Raw genomic sequence first — 14220 nt, 5'->3', positions numbered from 1 at the left:
CGTGGGGGCGCGCCGGCTGGTGTGGGAGGTGCCGAAGAGGCGAGGTGGTGGGTGACGGCGGGCTCGGGGGAGAAAAACCGCCAAAGAGGCGGTCCGCCAGAACTTGCGACCCCATGCAAAGAATCAAGCACACCTTTGTCGAGATTTTGCATGACGTTGACCAGATGTTACTGACGTGCTACGAGGGCGTCAACACTTCGACCGGCGTGACTATTGATGACTGCCGGTGCGCGGCCCCGGCTCACCACCAGGTGAGTTCGCCGGCCCCGGGTGCGGGTGGGTGCGATGAAAGGAAGGGCCCCTTGTTAACGCCTGGGGTTAACAAGGGGCCCTTCCTTTCATCGCGGCGGGCGGTTCATCTCAGTCGGTCGGGGCGGTCAGGACGAACGTCTCCAACTCCTCGCCGCCGTACCAGTCGGTGCGCCGGCCCACGTGGGCCATCCCGAGTCGCCGGCAGACCGCCATCGACGGATCGTTGCCCGGCGAGACCACCGCGTAGATCTCCGGCGTGCCGGCCGCGAACTCCCGCGACATGACCGCATTCGCCGCCTCGGTGGCGTAGCCGTGACCCCACGAATCCGGGTGCAGATGCCAGCCCGTCTCGATGTCCCCGGTAAGCCGCGTCTCATCGGGCCCCGGCAGTGGCTTGAGCAACGCCGTGCCCGCCACCAGGCCGGTCCCGCGCACCTCGATTGCCCAGGTGCCGTACCGGCCGCCGTCGGCGGCGTGCCGGTCCTGCCAGATACGCAGCCGCTCGACGGCCTGAGCCGGGTCGGTCATCGGCAGCCCCGGTGACACGGCCAGCCAACGGGTGATCTCCGGACGGGAGTAGATGTCGTAGATCCGGGCCAGGTCGGCCGGATCGTCGGTCCAATCGCGCAGGATCAGGCGTTCGGTGGTGAGAACAGTCATGACCGGCGATCTTAAGGAGTGGCGGACCTGACGACAGGGAAAGGGAGCACGGTGGGCAGCGGATGGCAGCGGACGAAGCGGATCACCCGTGCCGCGTTCCGCCCGCTGCGCGGACGGGACCTGTCACTGCACGCCGCCGCGATCACGTTCTACGGCGCGATCGCGGTGGTGCCGGTGGCCCTGCTGGCGATCTGGCTCACCGCGCTCGTCGCCGGGGCCGACCGGGTACGCCGGCTCACCTCGTACGCCGTGGAAGCGCTGCCCACCGCGATCGGCGCGCCCCGCGCGGTGGCCGCGCTGGTCGACGCCGGGGCGAAGTTGACGCCGCTGCTGGCGCTGGCCTCGCTGCTGCCCGCGTCGCTGTACGGCGAGGGCCTGCGGCGGGCGTTCGTCTCGGTGGCCGCGCCCCGTACCGACGAGCACCTGGTCGGCTGGCGCGGCCGGCTGCTGCTGCTGCCGCTGCTCGCACCGGCCCCCGCGCTGCTGCTGTCGATCCTGCTGGCGCTGCCGCTCACCACCGGCCTGGTCCGGCAGGGCGGCTGGTTCGGGACTCTGGGCGTGGTGCTGTCGTTCCTGGCGGTCTGGCTGGTGCTCACGCCGGTGCTGGTGTGGGTGTTCCGGGTGGTCGGGCCCGCGTCCCCGGACTGGCTCTCCACGCTCGGGATGGGGTCGTTCACCGCGGCGAACCTCTCCGGCTTCATGCACGGCTTCGTGCTCTTCGCCTCGCTCCCGCTGGACCTGGGCGTGCCGTTCGGCGGCTTCGACGAGATCGGCGCCGGCGTCGCCGTGCTCCTCTGGCTCTACGTGTTCCACGTGATCGTCCTGGCGGGTTACTCGGCCACCCTGGTCCTCTCCCGATGGCGGGGCCAGCGCGCCGGTCAGCGGCGGAACAGGCCGGTCACCTCATAGGTGAGGCCGCCGGTGCCGGCGGAGGCGCCGGACGCGCCGCGCTGGGAGGAGAAGTAGAGGCGGGAGCCGTCCGGGGAGAAGGCCGGGCCGGTGATCTCGGAGGAGGACTGCCCGGTGATCCTGAGGAACGGCGCGACAACGGCGTCCGGAGTGATCAGGGCGATTTCCATGTTGCCGCCGTCCTCGGCCACGTAGAGGTCACCGCCGGCGGTGCCGGTGATGTTGTCGACCCCGGTCAGCGGCGCCGCCCCGGCCGGCACGAGCGAGTCGTCGTACGCCAGGTCGAGGCGCTGGTTGACCGCGTCGTACGCCCACACCCGGTTGTCGCCCTTCGTGGTGAACCAGCAGGTGCCCCGGTCGTACCAGCAGCCCTCGCCGCCGTCGAAGTGCTTCGCGGCACCGACCTGCCAGCGGGTGGGGATCGGGAAGCCGTCCCGGTCCGGGACGTCCCGCCAGGTGACCGGGCCGGCGACCTGGCTGGCCGGCGCGCAGAGCACCTGCACCCGTCCGGTGCGCAGATCCCCCCAGGTGTCCGGGACGAACCGGTAGAAGCAGCCGTCCTCCTCGTCCTCGGTCAGGTAGACCACCCTGCGGTCCGGGTCGCAGGCCGCGGCCTCGTGGGTGAACCGGCCCATCCGGGTCCGCTCCTCCCCCGTCCGGCTGCCGTCCGGCCAGGTCTCGAAGACCCGACCCAACGGCACCTCCTCGCAGGACAGCCAGGTGCCCCACGGCGTGGCGCCACCCGCGCAGTTGACGTTGGTACCGCCGAGGATCCGGTACGCCGACACGATGGCGCCGTCCGCCGCGAAGCGGACCGCCGACGCGCCACCCACCAGCGGGATCTCCGAGTTCGACACGTAGATCCAGCCGTCGCCCGCCGCGAAACAGGCGCCGCCGTCCGGCGCCGGGTGCCAGAGGTACGAGGTGCCGGCGACCCACTGGCCGGAGCGGGCGATCACCCGGCTGGTGAAGCCGGCCGGCAACTGGATGCCGTTGGCGTCGGCGGCCAGCAGGTCCCCGTACGGGCCGGGGCCGGGCTGGGCGGGGGCGGCCAGCGCGGCGCCGGCCCAGAGGCTGCCGGAGAAGGCGGCGGCGCTGGCGACGGTTGCGCGCAGGACGGTACGACGGTCCATCGGTTTACCTCCCGGAGTGGTCGATGTCCGACCGACGGTAGGCCCCCAGAGGCATCGATCGCAGCCACTGTCCGGTGAACGGATGATGACGGGTCGTCCGGCCGACCGGTCCGGCACCGGGACGAAGGGGCTGACCCGACTGGGCGGCGCGGACTAGGCTGCCGCGGCATGAGCAGCGAACTTCCCGGCCGCGCCGACGTCGTGATTGTCGGTGCGGGGCACAACGGTCTGGTCTCCGCCATCCTGCTGGCCCGCGCCGGCCTGGACGTCCTGGTGCTGGAGGCCGCCGACGTGATCGGCGGCGCGACCCGCACCGAGAACCCGTTCCCGAAGGTGCCGGGTCTGCGCCACTCCACCGGCTCGTACCTGCTCGGGCTGATGCCGCCGGAGCTGCTCGCCACGCTCGACCTGCGGATCCCGGTGCTGCGCCGGGACCCGCACTACTTCCTGCCCACGCCGGGCGGCCTCGGCTCGCCGTACCTGCTCTTCGGCAGTGACACCGCGGCCACCCGGGCACAGCTCGCCGAGTTCTTCTCCCCCGCCGACGTGGCGGCCGACGACGCGATGCAGGCCGAGCTGGCCGCGCTGCGCGAGGATATCGCCCCGGCCTGGCTCGCCGAGCCGCTGGCGGCCCAGGAGACCGCCGACCGGCACGTCCGTCCGGCGCTGCGGCAGGTCTTCGTCGACCTGGTGCAGGGCTCGGTCGCGGACTACCTGGCCCGGTTCGAGTTCCGCTCCGAGCTGCTGGTCAGCATGTACGCGGTCACCGACGGGCTCTCCGGGCTCAACGCCGGCCCGGACGACCCCGGCACCGGCCACAACTTCCTGGTGCACAACATGTGCCGGCTGCCGGGCTCGGGTGGCACGTGGATGATCGCCGAGGGCGGGATGGGCACCGTGTCGCGCACCTTCGCCGACGCCGCCCGCGCCGCCGGCGCGACCATCCTGACCGGTACGCCGGTGACCGCGGTGACCCTGGACGGCGGCGCGGCGAGCGGTGTCGTGCTCGCCGACGGCCGGCAGATCGCCGCCCAGGTGGTGCTCGGCGCGTGTGACCCGTACCGGCTGATGGACCTGTTGCCCGACGGGGCGCTGCCGGCGCCGCTCGGCGAGCGGATGGCGGCGGTCCGCCGCCCCGGCACCACCCTCAAGCTCAACCTGGCGCTGACCGGGCTGCCCCACTTCTCCTGCCTGCCGGCCGGCGCGCCGAGCCCGTTCGGCTCGACCATCCACCTGCTACCCGGCTCGGCGTCCCTGGTCGGCGGCGACGCGACCCCGCCGATGGCCGCGCTGCGCGCGATGTGGGCGGACGTGCAGGCCGGGCGGCTGCCGGCGGAGCCGACCATCGAGTGGTACCTGCACACCACCGTCGACCCGTCGCTCTCCGACGCCGCCGGGCACCACTCGTCGGCGCTCTTCGTGCAGTCGGTCCCCTACGAACTGGCCGACACCACCTGGGACGCGGCGCTGCCCGGCTACGTCGACCGGCTGATCGGGATCGTCGAGCGGTACGCCCCCGGCACCGCCGAGCTGATCGCCGACGCGGTGCCGCTGCCCCCGCCGGGCATCGAGGCACACTTCGGGATCACCGGCGGGCACATCCACCACGTCGACAACACCGTCTCGTTCGCCGACCGGATGCCCTACGCCACCGGGATCGACGGCGTGTACGCCGGCAGTGCCGGCTGCCACCCGGCTGGCAGCGTGATCGGCGCCGCCGGCCACAACGCCGCCCGCCGCATCCTCGCCGACCTAGGCCGCTGACCCGTCCTTCGCCCGGTTGGCGGACGGTCGGAGGTCCCCGGGGCCCCCGATCAGGTAGAAGCCGACCAGCAGGAGATACGCGCAGAGGCTGAGGATGGGGTCGACGAAGACGACGGCGAAGGCGATCAGGTAGAGCAGGGGCTTCAGCAGTATCCGCCGTGCGACCGCCCGGGCCAGCCGGGGATCCAGGTCGGGGTGGAGCAGCCCGCGCCGGCGGGCCCACCACCAGCTCAGGTTGACGAAGAGCGCCTCACCGAGCACGGTGCCGAGGTATAGGGCGGCGGTCAGCCGCTGCTCGGTGGCACCACCGCGCAGGTTGTCCGACAGCAGGTCGGCGGTGAACGGGATCGTGGCGATGAAGAGCAGCACGAGCAGGTTGAGGACCAGCAGCATCTGGTCGACCCGGACGACGTACCGCCACAGGTTGTGGTGGGCGAGCCAGACCTGCCCGGCGAGCGCGAAGGTGATCACGTACGCCAGGTAGGACGGCCAGGCGTGGGCGAGGGCGTCCGGAAGCTCCCGCCCACTCTCCCGGGCCGGGCCGGTCTGGAGCAGCTCTACGGCCATCACCGTCAGCACGACCCCGAAGACGCCGTCGCTGAACGTTTCCACCCGCGCCGCGTCCCGGGCCATCTCCCGGCCACGCCCGTACCGGTACGCACCCTTCTGCGCGTCCGCCGCCGCCACGCCCGCCCCGCTCTCGGTGTGTCCGGTTGGTGCCGGACTGCGGCGTTCGCCGCTCTCCACTGCATCGTGGCGCATGGAGGGGGCGCGCGGACGCGGATCGGGGCTGCGGCCGGGGCACCACGTCGGGTGCCCCGGCCGGCCGGTCAGCTCAGCGCCTCACCCGCGGGGGCCGGTGTGTCGGCGTCGACGCGGTGGGCGCGGACCTTGTGGCCGACGCTCGTCAGACAGCGTCCGCTGGGCAGGTCGAACCGCCAGCCGTGCAGCTGGCAGGTGAGCTGGTCGCCCTCGACGATGCCGAACCGGGTCAGGTCGGCCTTCAGGTGCGGGCAACGCCGCTGCACCACCCAGTCGCCCAGGGTGATGTCCTCCGCGTCGGTGGTCCGCTCGTGCTCGTCGTACCAGCCCTCGGCGTACTGGAGCCGCTCCTCGGAGAGGCACTTGAAGAACGCGTAGACGAACTCGTTGTACTGGCCGATCCGGGCCGCCGAGAACCGGCAGGACAGGAAGAGCGAGTTGACCCAGTCCACCTCGTCGATGAAGAGCAGGTGCTCGATCAGCGCCCGCTCGGTACGGAACCGGTAGCGGACCTTCTCGTCGGCGTACGGCCGGACCTCCTTGCCCGGGAAGTCCACCACGATCGACTCGACGCTCTCACCGTCGTAGCCCACCAGGTCGAAGCGGACCGGCCCGCCGACGCCCTTGGCCAGGTAGATCGACTCGTCGAGCAGCGGCTCGATGCGGCTCTTCATCTGCCCGAGCACGTCCACCTCGGGGTGCCGCCAGGACGCCTTCTCCGCCTCGATGACGGGCCGCTTGCGCTCCCGCATCTCCTCCAGGTGGGCGACCTTGTTCGCGAAGAACTCGTCGACCGGCACCGGGTGGGTGGTGGTCGCGCCCTCGGTGGTGACCTCGGCGACGCTGCCCGGCAGCAGCACGATCCCGTTGGTGCCGCCGACCTTGGCGTACTCCGCCATGAAGACGGACTGGTCGGGGAAGATGTTGCCCTCGTCGCCGTGGATGTCGTTGAACTGCCACAGCGCGTCGTCGAGGAAGCACGGCGGGCCGGCGATCGGGAAGACGTGCGCCGCCTTCAGGTCGTCGATGTAGCGCCACGTCCGGTCGAACTGCCGGTCGCGCTTCTGCTTGCCGAACGCGGTCTTCGCCGCCTGGGGCAGCTCGTAGACCATCGGATACCAGATCGCGCCGGAGAACTGGAGCAGGTGGGCGTGCACGTTGCCCAGCTCGGCGAAGACGCTCAGGTCGGTGGGTCGGGCGTCGTTCTGGTTGAGCAACCGCACCCCGTCGTACTCCACCCAGAGCGAGGAGTCGCCGATCGGGCCGTCGGTGGGGCTGGTCAACGCCTGAATCATGATCTTCAGCCCGCCGTCCAGCTCGACGACCTGCTCGTTCGGCGCCCTGAGGAACTTCGTGAAGCCCAGCGCCCGCAGCTGGTCCTCCATCTCGGAGGTGGGGAACTCCGGCAGCAGCACGGTCGCCTGCTTCGACACGTACTCCTTCAGGTGCGCCGCGTCGAAGTGGTCCCGGTGCAGGTGGGAGACGTACAGGTAGTCGACCTGGCCCAGGGTCTCCCAGTCGAGCAGGGAATTGTCTGGAAATGGAAACCAGGACGCGAAGTAGGCCGGATTGACCCACGGGTCGCACAGGATGCTGCCCGCGGCCGTGTCGATCCGCATGCTGGCGTGCCCGGTTCCGGTCACTCGCACCGCACAGTCCCCCTCAAACAGACAATCAGGTGTACGCCAAACGCTACCGGAGGGAGTCTGACCGCCGCCTCGCGACGCCGGTAGTGGCGTCCGACCCGGGTGGGCAGGGCCCGATGACCGGGAAACACCCACCGCGCCGCCCCGGGCAGGAGGCGTGCCAGACTAACCGGAGATCCGATCGCGAGGGAAGGACCGACAGTGGCAGGAAGCGAGCCGGTAACGTCGCCAGACCAGCACAAGCCCGGGCACCGTAAGTCCGGGCGGATCGGCGCGGTCCTCACCGCGCTGGCGCTGCTGGCGATGATCTGCGGCAACCACGAGGGCAGGGTCGAGGACATCTGGCTGGTCGGCCTGGCCGCGCTGCTGCTGGTCATCGTGATCGGCGACGCCGTGCTGCGGCGCAACGGTCTGCGCTCCTGACCGACCGCCCGCGGACGACAAACGCCGAGGGCCCGCCCCCACCCGGGGACGGGCCCTCGTCCGTACGCGTCGGGGTCAGCGCCCGAAGAGAATGTCCTGCACGTCCTTGAGCGCGGCGTCGACCTCGGCCTCGAAGTAGCCGCCGGGCACCAGACCGAACCGGAGCGTGTCCAGGTCCTTTGGGTTGACCGGCATCGGGTTGCGGCCCTGCATGCCGCCGAGCAGGGTGTCGAAGAACCGGTCGACCTGGTCCGGGTCGTACCCGCTTCCGAACCGGCGCACCTGGAAGCGACGCCGGATCTGGTCGACCCGGTACAGGTCGCTGCCGGGCGGGCCGGCCATCGGCGGACCGCCCATCGGCGGGCCGGGCACGGCGGGCGGACCGGCCATCGGCGGGCCACCCATGCCCTGCTGCGGCATCGGGGGCGGGCCGGCCGGACCACGGCGCATGTCGCGCAGGTCCCGCTCGGGCATCCGGATCTCGGCGGTCATGTCCGCGCGACCGTGCCGACCGGCCTCGAAGCCGTCGAAGCGCGGCTCCTCGGGCGGGTAGCCACCGGGCGCACGCTGGTCGTCCTGGCCGTACCCGCCGGGCGCACGCTGATCGTCGTACCCGCCGGGCATCCGCTGGTCGTCCTGGCCGTACCCGCCGGGCGCACGCTGATCGTCGTACCCGCCGGGCATCCGCTGGTCGTCCTGGCCGTAGCCACCGGGACCGGCGGGCAGGCCGCGCGGCGGGAGACCGTGCCCGCCCATCGGGCCACCGGGACCCATCGGACCGGGACCGGCCGGGCCGCCCGGGCCACGCGGCGCGTCGTAACCGCCGCGGGGGGCGTCGTACCCACCGGCGAAGGCGCCGGTCGGCTCGTCGTACCGGCCGTAGCGGTCGGGCGGGCCGGCCTGCGCCGGCATCGGCCGGGGCGGCATCGGCTGCGGGACCATGCCCCGGTCGTCGCGCATCGGCGGGCCCATCCGGTCCGGCGGACCCATCCGGGGGTCGCCGCCGCGCCCGGCGGCACCGCGCTCCTCAAGCTCGGCCAGCTGCCGCTCGACCCGGTCCAGGTGCAGGTCGACCTGCCACTCGTCGTAGCCGTTGAACCGGACCCGGAAGACGACGTCGTGGACCTCCTGGGAGGCCACCGGCGCGCCGACCTGCCGGCCGTCGAGCGTCGCCTCGACCCGGTCGAGGAAGGCATCCACCTCGTCGACCTTGTATCCCCGGCGGAGCGCCTTGCGCCGGAAACGCTGACCCTGACTCGCCACTATGTCTCCTGGTCTCGTTCGCCACGCCCGGTCACGCCGGTGCCTCTCCGGCGCGGTCGGTGTTGGTGTCGTTGTCCCCGGCGGCGGCGAGCTGGCCACACGCGCCGTCGATTTCGCGACCTCGGGTGTCCCGAACGGTGGTGGACACCCCGGCGTCGCGCAACCGCCGGACGAACTCCCGCTCAACCGGCTTCGGGCTCGCGTCCCAACGGCTGCCCGGCGTCGGATTGAGCGGGATGAGGTTCACGTGGGCCAACTTGCCGGCCAGCAGCCGCCCGAGCAGGTCAGCTCGCCACGGCTGGTCGTTCACGTCCTTGATCATCGCGTACTCGATCGACACGCGACGGCCCGTCCGGGCGGCGTAGTCCCACGCTGCGTCCAGCACCTCGGCTACCTTCCAGCGCTGGTTTACCGGCACGAGTTCGTCGCGCAGATCATCATCGGGGGCGTGCAACGACAACGCAAGGGTCACTGAGAGGTCTTCGCTGGCCAGTCGGTGGATGGCCGGAACCAGGCCGACCGTGGAAACGGTGATGTGCCGCTGCGACAGGCCGAGCCCCTCGGGAGCCGGGCTGACCAGGCGGCGGATCGCCGCGATCACCCGGGAGTAGTTGGCCAGTGGCTCGCCCATGCCCATGAAGACGACGTGCGACAGCCGCGGCGGAGAGCCGGCGACCGCACCGGAGGCCGCCACCCCGGCCAGGTAAACCGCCTGGTCGACGATCTCGGCGGTGGACAGGTTGCGGGTCAGCCCGGCCTGGCCGGTCGCGCAGAACGGGCAGGCCATGCCGCAGCCCGCCTGGCTGGAGATGCAGACGGTGACCCGGTCCGGGTAACCCATCAGCACGCTCTCCACCAGCGCGCCGTCGTGCAGCCGCCAGAGCGCCTTGCGCGTCGCGCCGTCGTCGCAGGCCAGCTCGCGCACCGGTGTGAGCAGCGTCGGCAGCAACTGGTCGGCCAGCCGGTCACGGGTCGCCGCAGGGAGGTCGGTCATCGCCTGCGGATCGCGGACAAGCCGCCCGAAGTAGTGGGTGGAGACCTGCTTGGCGCGGAACGCCGGCTCTCCCAACCCGCTGACCAGCGCCTGGCGGCCGGCAAGGTCGAGGTCAGCGAGGTGTTGCGGTGGCATGGAGGCCCGGCGTGCGGCGGGGGCGTCCGAGGTGGCGGGGATCAACGGCAGGCTCGTCATGGCTGGTCCAGTGTGTCACGCCTTCGGCGGCAGGTACCCGTCCGGAGGTGTCGAACCGACCCCGACCGCCGGGTCGGGATGACCGGGGCGCCGTGATCCATGCCTCAGTCCACCATCGGCACGAAGATCGCCAGCAGCAGGTACGCCGTCGGCACCGCGAACAGGATCGAGTCCAGCCGGTCCATCAGACCGCCGTGGCCCGGCAGCAGGTTGCTCATGTCCTTGACCCCGAGATCCCGCTTGATCATCGACTCGGCCAGGTCGCCGAGGACCGCCGCGCAGGAGACCGCCAGCCCGAACAGCGCACCCCACCAGGGGGCCAGGTCGAACATCAGCCAGAGCAGCAGGGCGCTGCCCAGCGCCGCCGCGGTGACCGAGCCCGCGAAGCCCTCCCAGGACTTCTTCGGGCTCACCGACGGCGCCATCGGGTGCCGACCGAAGGAGACGCCGGCCGCGTACCCGCCGGTGTCGGAGAGGACCACCGCGATCAACGTGGCCAGGATGCGCAGCGGGCCGTCGTCGGGGGCCGCCGCCAGCAGCGCCGCGAACCCACCGAGGAACGGCACGTAGACGGCGATCAGGGTGGCCGCGGTCAGGTCCCGCTGGAAGCCGCCCGGGCCGTCGCCCAGCCGCCAGATCATGGTGCCCAGGACGGTGACCAGCAGGCCCAGGCTGAGCGCGTCCGGGCCGGCGAACCAGGCCAGACCCACAGTCAGCACGCCACCGGCGATCAGCGGCACCAGCGGCGGGTGGGCGCCGCTGCGCCGGACCGCCCGGGCCATCTCCCAGATGCCGACGGCGATGGCGGCGGCGATCACCGGCAGGAACGCCAACGGGTAGAAGACCAGCGGCACCACGATCAGCGCGCCGAGGCCGAGCCCGACCCCGATGGCCGCCGGCAGGTTGCGGCCGGCCCGCCCGGTGCCCGCCTGCTGGGTGGCCGGTCGGTCGGCACTCGCCCGGCGTCGGCCCTTCGGCCGCTTGCCGGACGGAGGCTCCGACCCGGTCACCGCGTCCTGGTCCGGTGCGAGGTCGGCCCGGATGGGCGCGAGCTGCGCGGTCGGATACCCGGACTCGTCGTCGTAGTCGACCGGACCACCGCGGTCGTCGAAGCGCTGCGGGCCGTCGTGCCGGGTCGGGACGTCGCCGCCGGCGGGCGGTCGGTCGCCGTACCGGCCGACACGGCTCCGGTCGTCGTACCGGTCGGGCTGGTTCCGGTCGTCCTCGTACCGGTCCCGGTCGTCGAAGCGGTCGCGCCGGTCCCGGTCGTCGAAACGGTCCCGGTCATCCGGGCGGGCCGTCCGGCCGCGCTCGTCGTACGGGTCCGGCGGGTACGGGTCGGCGTACGGGCGGGTGCGGGGCTCGGCGTACAGCTCAGGGCCGGCGGCCGGACGACTGTTCCACTGGCCCGCTTCGAGCTCCTGCTCGGGCCAGGGCAGGGCCACCGGCCGCTCCGGCCGGTCCCAGCCGCGAGGCTCGCCACTGTAGGGGTCGGGGTGGCTCATCACGCACCGCGACGCGGCACGAGAACCACCACTTGACGCAAGACCACAAGCATCCCCTACAGGCGCGACTTTGTTCCTCTGGTTGACCGCCCCGACGGTCGGTCGATTCCCGGTGTTCACCGCCCGGTGGTCGGGAATCGTGCCGAGCCTACTGCACCCGCCGTGGACGCGAGGCGGACGATGGCGCCCGCGCGACTCCGCGCTGTCGGCGATGACCACACGGCACGAGGCCCGGCCCCGGATCGGGGTCGGGCCTCGTGGCGGCGTCACGCCGGGCGGGTGCCGGGCCGGGTGTCAGACCTCCAGCAGCTCGGTCTCCTTGTGCTTGACCAGGTCGTCGACGCTGGCCACGTACCGCTGGGTCAGGTCGTCCAGCTCCTTCTCGGCGCGGCGACCGTCGTCCTCGCCGGCCTCGCCGTCCTTGACGATCCGGTCCAGCTCTTCCTTGCCACGGCGGCGGACGTTGCGGATCGCCACCTTGGCCTCCTCGCCCTTGTGCCGGGCCACCTTGATCATGTCGCGGCGGCGCTCCTCGGTCATCTGCGGGAGCAGGATGCGCAACTGGTTGCCCTCGTTGTTCGGGTTCACCCCGAGGTCCGAGTCGCGGATCGCCTTCTCCATCGCGTTGATCTGCGAGTTGTCGTACGGCTTGATGATGGCCATCCGCGGCTCGGGAACCGCGATGGAAGCCATCTGGGTCAGCGGCGTGGGCGTGCCGTAGTAGTCGATGATGACCTTGGAGAACATGGCGGCGTTGGCGCGACCGGTGCGGATGGCGCCGAACTCCTCCTTGGCGTGCTCAACGGCACGCTCCATCTTCTCCTCGGCCTCGAGGAGGGTGTCGTCGATCACCGGTCTCCTCGCCTCCTTCTGTGCTCGTGGTGGGCTCTGCTGAAAGTCGTCAGGACCGCCGCTGCCGTCGCCGTCGGCGGGGCTCAGGCCGTGATCAGGGTGCCGATCTTTTCGCCACCCACCGCGCGGATGATGGTGTCGTCACCCTGCGCGCCGAAGACCAGCATCGGCAGGCCGTTCTCCATACAGAGGCTGAACGCCGCCGCGTCGGCCACCCGCAGGTTGCGGCGCAGCGCCTCGGAGAAGGTGATCGAGTCGAGCTTGCTGGCGGTGGGATCGATCCGCGGGTCGGCGGTGTAGACACCGTCCACGCCGTTCTTGCTCATCAGCACCACGTCGGCCCGGATCTCCAGAGCCCGCTGGGCGGCCACCGTGTCGGTGGAGAAGTACGGCATCCCCGCGCCGGCGCCGAAGATGACCACGCGGCCCTTCTCCAGGTGCCGGATCGCCCGCAGCGGGATGTACGGCTCGGCGACCTGCGCCATGGTGATGGCGCTCTGCACCCGGGTCTCGATGCCTTCCTTCTCCAGGAAGTCCTGCAGGGCGAGGCAGTTCATCACGGTGCCCAGCATGCCCATGTAGTCGGCGCGGGCCCGGTCCATCCCGCGCTTCTGCAGCTCCGCGCCACGGAAGAAGTTGCCGCCGCCGACCACCACGGAGACCTGCACGCCGCGGCGGACCACGGTGGCGATCTGCCGGGCGATGGCCTGGACGACGTCCGGGTCGACGCCGATCGCGCCGCCACCGAACACCTCACCGGAGAGCTTCAGCACCACCCGGCGGGCGCGTCCGGGCGGCGGCGCCGTCGGATCCTCCATCGCCAGCGTCCGGTCACTCACAACCTGCGTCATCCGCCCCGCCCTTCCCCACGCGCACGCCCCGTGCGGCGCGTACCGCGAACCTGCCGCTGCCGACCCTATGTGACGAGGAGGCCGCGGTGCCTGTCACGTACACCGGCGGCCTCCTCGTCGACGTCTCCTGGCCGGGCGCCCGCGGCGCCCGGCGGCGGCTCAGGCCTGGCCGACCTCGAACCGCACGAAGCGGGTGACCTCGATGCCGGCCTCGGCCAGCACCTGCTTCACCGACTTCTTGTTGTCAGTGACGGACGCCTGCTCGATCAGGACGTAGTCCTTGAAGAAGGCGTTCACCCGACCCTCGACGATCTTCGGCAGGGCCGCCTCGGGCTTGTTCTCCTCGCGGGCGGTCTGCTCGGCGATGCGCCGCTCGGACTCGACGACCTCGGCCGGAACCTCGTCCCGGGTGAGGTACTTCGGCCGCATGGCGGCGATCTGCATGGCGACACCACGGGCGTCGGCGTCGCCCGCCTCGTCAGCCTTGCCGGTGTACGACACCAGCACGCCGACGGCCGGCGGCAGGTCCTGCGCCTTGCGGTGCAGGTAGACCGCGGTGGTGCCCTCGACCTTGGCGAACCGGTTGAGCACCAGCTTCTCGCCGATCTTGGCGGACTGCTCCTGGATCAGGTCGGCGACGCTCTTGCCGTCCAGCTCGGTGGCGAGCAGCTCCTCGGCGGTGTTCACGCCGGAGCGCTCGCCGTGCTCGACGAGCCGCTGGGCCAGCGCGATGAACGAATCGGTCTTGGCCACGAAGTCGGTCTCGCAGTTGAGCTCGAGCAGCGCTTGGCCGGAGTGGGCGACCAGGCCGTTGGCGGCCGTCCGGCCGGCCCGCTTGCCGACGTCCTTGGCGCCCTTGACGCGCAGGATCTCGGTGGCCTTGTCGAAGTCGCCCTCGGCCTCGGCCAGCGCCTTCTTGCTGTCCATCATGCCGGCGCCGGTGAGGTCGCGGAGCTTCTTGACGTCCGCGGCGGTGAATTGGGACATGGCTCTCTCTTCGGTGTTGAGACG

General features: G+C 71.7%; 13 protein-coding genes. 3 read left to right on the top strand and 10 right to left on the bottom strand.

The features are described 5' to 3' along the window. Nucleotides 1-360: 360 nt before the first annotated feature. Nucleotides 361-912, bottom strand: a complete 552-nt coding sequence (locus KBX63_RS01680) for a GNAT family N-acetyltransferase (RefSeq protein WP_210907048.1) — start codon at nt 910-912, stop codon at nt 361-363. A 51-nt stretch (nt 913-963) separates the two neighbouring features. Between KBX63_RS01680 and KBX63_RS01675 the strand changes: the two genes are divergently transcribed. Beyond that, nucleotides 964-1821 (top strand): YhjD/YihY/BrkB family envelope integrity protein, encoded by an 858-nt coding sequence (locus KBX63_RS01675; protein WP_210907046.1) that lies wholly within the window; start codon nt 964-966, stop codon nt 1819-1821. Here the strand turns inward: KBX63_RS01675 and KBX63_RS01670 are convergent. Then, nucleotides 1791-2954, bottom strand: a complete 1164-nt coding sequence (locus tag KBX63_RS01670; protein WP_210907045.1) for an alkaline phosphatase PhoX — start codon at nt 2952-2954, stop codon at nt 1791-1793. The two genes, KBX63_RS01675 and KBX63_RS01670, sit on opposite strands and share 31 nt — an antisense overlap. A gap of 168 nt (nt 2955-3122) precedes the next feature. Between KBX63_RS01670 and KBX63_RS01665 the strand changes: the two genes are divergently transcribed. Continuing rightward, nucleotides 3123-4718: an NAD(P)/FAD-dependent oxidoreductase gene (locus KBX63_RS01665; RefSeq protein WP_210907043.1), complete on the top strand. Its 1596-nt coding sequence runs from the start codon at nt 3123-3125 to the stop codon at nt 4716-4718. On the opposite strand, the gene KBX63_RS01660 is transcribed toward KBX63_RS01665, so the two are convergent. Together KBX63_RS01660 and KBX63_RS01655 are read right to left on the bottom strand one after the other, a co-directional pair. Then, nucleotides 4707-5351, bottom strand: coding sequence for a TMEM175 family protein (locus KBX63_RS01660; protein WP_210907628.1), 645 nt, complete (start codon nt 5349-5351; stop codon nt 4707-4709). The genes KBX63_RS01665 and KBX63_RS01660 overlap by 12 nt on opposite strands. Nucleotides 5352-5548: 197 nt before the next feature. Beyond that, the gene (locus KBX63_RS01655) at nt 5549-7129 is read right to left on the bottom strand and encodes a Rieske 2Fe-2S domain-containing protein (RefSeq protein ID WP_210907041.1); all 1581 of its coding nucleotides are present in this window, start codon (nt 7127-7129) and stop codon (nt 5549-5551) included. A gap of 198 nt (nt 7130-7327) precedes the next feature. On the opposite strand from KBX63_RS01655, the gene KBX63_RS01650 reads away from it, so the two are divergent. Further along, nucleotides 7328-7549 (top strand): DUF2631 domain-containing protein, encoded by a 222-nt coding sequence (locus KBX63_RS01650; RefSeq protein ID WP_210907039.1) that lies wholly within the window; start codon nt 7328-7330, stop codon nt 7547-7549. A 75-nt stretch (nt 7550-7624) separates the two neighbouring features. Here KBX63_RS01650 and KBX63_RS01645 read toward each other — a convergent pair whose 3' ends face one another. The 6 genes from KBX63_RS01645 to tsf form a co-directional block, all read right to left on the bottom strand. Next, a complete protein-coding gene (locus tag KBX63_RS01645; protein WP_210907037.1) occupies nt 7625-8812 on the bottom strand; it encodes a DivIVA domain-containing protein in 1188 nt (395 codons plus the stop codon). A gap of 31 nt (nt 8813-8843) precedes the next feature. Further along, entirely contained in the window at nt 8844-10001 is a 1158-nt protein-coding gene (gene rlmN / locus KBX63_RS01640) for a 23S rRNA (adenine(2503)-C(2))-methyltransferase RlmN (RefSeq protein WP_210907035.1), read from the bottom strand. A 104-nt stretch (nt 10002-10105) separates the two neighbouring features. Next, complete coding sequence (locus tag KBX63_RS01635; protein ID WP_210907033.1) at nt 10106-11506, bottom strand: phosphatidate cytidylyltransferase; 1401 nt, start codon at nt 11504-11506, stop codon at nt 10106-10108. A 294-nt stretch (nt 11507-11800) separates the two neighbouring features. After that, nucleotides 11801-12358 carry a ribosome recycling factor gene (gene frr, locus KBX63_RS01630; protein WP_203149044.1) on the bottom strand — a complete coding sequence of 186 codons (558 nt, stop codon included), beginning with the start codon at nt 12356-12358 and terminating at the stop codon, nt 11801-11803. An 83-nt stretch (nt 12359-12441) separates the two neighbouring features. Continuing rightward, nucleotides 12442-13209 carry a UMP kinase gene (gene pyrH, locus KBX63_RS01625; protein WP_247661444.1) on the bottom strand — a complete coding sequence of 256 codons (768 nt, stop codon included), beginning with the start codon at nt 13207-13209 and terminating at the stop codon, nt 12442-12444. 159 nt (nt 13210-13368) lie between these two features. Then, entirely contained in the window at nt 13369-14196 is an 828-nt protein-coding gene (tsf, locus tag KBX63_RS01620; protein ID WP_210907031.1) for a translation elongation factor Ts, read from the bottom strand. Nucleotides 14197-14220 lie beyond the last annotated feature (24 nt).

The organism is Micromonospora sp. U21 (assembly GCF_018070045.1).
GTDB lineage: Bacteria > Actinomycetota > Actinomycetes > Mycobacteriales > Micromonosporaceae > Micromonospora.
This window is presented reverse-complemented; position numbering and strand designations above follow the sequence as displayed.

What these genes read in the sequence shown, in the direction of transcription:
- KBX63_RS01660 (WP_210907628.1), bottom strand. Translation starts at nt 5,351, where the DNA reads ATGGCCCGGGACGCGGCGCGGGTGGAAACGTTCAGCGACGGCGTCTTC.
- pyrH (WP_247661444.1), bottom strand. Translation starts at nt 13,209, where the DNA reads ATGACGCAGGTTGTGAGTGACCGGACGCTGGCGATGGAGGATCCGACG.
- KBX63_RS01635 (WP_210907033.1), bottom strand. Translation starts at nt 11,506, where the DNA reads ATGAGCCACCCCGACCCCTACAGTGGCGAGCCTCGCGGCTGGGACCGG.
- rlmN (WP_210907035.1), bottom strand. Translation starts at nt 10,001, where the DNA reads ATGACGAGCCTGCCGTTGATCCCCGCCACCTCGGACGCCCCCGCCGCA.
- tsf (WP_210907031.1), bottom strand. Translation starts at nt 14,196, where the DNA reads ATGTCCCAATTCACCGCCGCGGACGTCAAGAAGCTCCGCGACCTCACC.
- KBX63_RS01670 (WP_210907045.1), bottom strand. Translation starts at nt 2,954, where the DNA reads ATGGACCGTCGTACCGTCCTGCGCGCAACCGTCGCCAGCGCCGCCGCC.
- KBX63_RS01665 (WP_210907043.1), top strand. Translation starts at nt 3,123, where the DNA reads ATGAGCAGCGAACTTCCCGGCCGCGCCGACGTCGTGATTGTCGGTGCG.
- KBX63_RS01680 (WP_210907048.1), bottom strand. Translation starts at nt 912, where the DNA reads ATGACTGTTCTCACCACCGAACGCCTGATCCTGCGCGATTGGACCGAC.